General features: G+C 62.5%; 1 pseudogene. It reads left to right on the forward strand.

Annotated features, from left to right (window positions below):
* Positions 1-1,586, forward strand: a pseudogene (locus EOD07_RS33820) (DNA-directed RNA polymerase subunit beta'); the annotation flags it as partial.

Consider the following 1,586-nt stretch of genomic DNA (forward strand, 5'->3'; position numbering starts at 1 on the left):
ACCAAGAGGTCATGAATCTCTTCAACCCGCAGGCGCCTGCGCAGGTGTTCGATTCCATCCGGATCTCGCTTGCCAGCCCAGAGAAGATTCTGTCCTGGTCGTTCGGCGAGATCAAGAAGCCGGAGACCATCAACTACCGCACCTTCAAGCCGGAGCGTGACGGCCTGTTCTGCGCGCGCATTTTTGGCCCGATCAAGGACTATGAGTGCCTCTGCGGCAAGTACAAGCGCATGAAGTACAAGGGCGTCATCTGCGAAAAGTGCGGCGTCGAAGTCACGCTGTCGCGCGTTCGCCGCGAGCGCATGGGCCATATCGAGCTCGCCGCGCCCGTCGCCCATATCTGGTTCCTGAAGTCGCTGCCCTCGCGCATCGGCACGCTGCTCGACATGACCCTCAAGGACATCGAGCGCGTGCTCTACTTCGAGAACTACATCGTCACCGAGCCGGGCCTGACCGCGCTGAAGGAGAACCAGCTCCTCAGCGAGGAAGAGTACATGCTCGCCGTGGACGAATACGGCGAGGACTCTTTCACCGCCATGATCGGCGCCGAGGCCATCCATGACCTTCTGGCCGGCATGGACCTGGAGAAGATCGCCGGCGACCTGCGTTCGGAGCTGGCTTCGACCACCTCCGAGCTCAAGCAGAAGAAGTACCTGAAGCGGCTCAAGGTCGTTGAGAACTTCATGGAATCCGGCAACCGTCCGGAATGGATGATCATGAAGGTGGTCCCGGTGATCCCGCCGGACCTGCGCCCGCTCGTCCCACTGGACGGCGGCCGCTTCGCGACGTCCGATCTCAACGATCTCTATCGCCGCGTCATCAACCGCAACAACCGCCTGAAGCGGCTGATCGAGCTGCGCGCTCCCGGCATCATCGTGCGCAATGAAAAGCGCATGCTGCAGGAAGCCGTCGACGCGCTGTTCGACAACGGCCGTCGCGGCCGCGTCATCACCGGCGCCAACAAGCGCCCGCTGAAGTCGCTGTCCGACATGCTCAAGGGCAAGCAGGGCCGGTTCCGCCAGAACCTGCTCGGCAAGCGCGTCGACTATTCCGGCCGCTCGGTCATCGTGACCGGTCCGGAGCTGAAGCTGCATCAGTGCGGCCTGCCGAAGAAGATGGCGCTCGAGCTCTTCAAGCCCTTCATCTACGCCCGCCTCGACGCCAAGGGTTTCTCCTCGACCGTCAAGCAGGCGAAGAAGCTGGTCGAGAAGGAGCGTCCGGAGGTTTGGGATATCCTCGACGAGGTCATCCGTGAGCATCCGGTGCTCTTGAACCGCGCGCCGACGCTGCATCGCCTCGGCATCCAGGCGTTCGAGCCGACCCTGATCGAAGGCAAGGCGATCCAGCTGCATCCGCTGGTCTGCACCGCCTTCAACGCCGACTTCGACGGCGACCAGATGGCGGTCCACGTGCCGCTGTCGCTGGAAGCGCAGCTCGAAGCCCGCGTGCTGATGATGTCGACCAACAACATCCTGCACCCGGCCTCCGGCGCGCCGATCATCGTGCCGTCGCAAGACATGGTTCTCGGTCTCTACTATTTGTCGATCGTCAACCAGAACGAGCCGGGCGAAGGCATGGTGTTTGCC

Source organism: Mesorhizobium sp. M2C.T.Ca.TU.002.02.1.1, assembly GCF_003997225.1.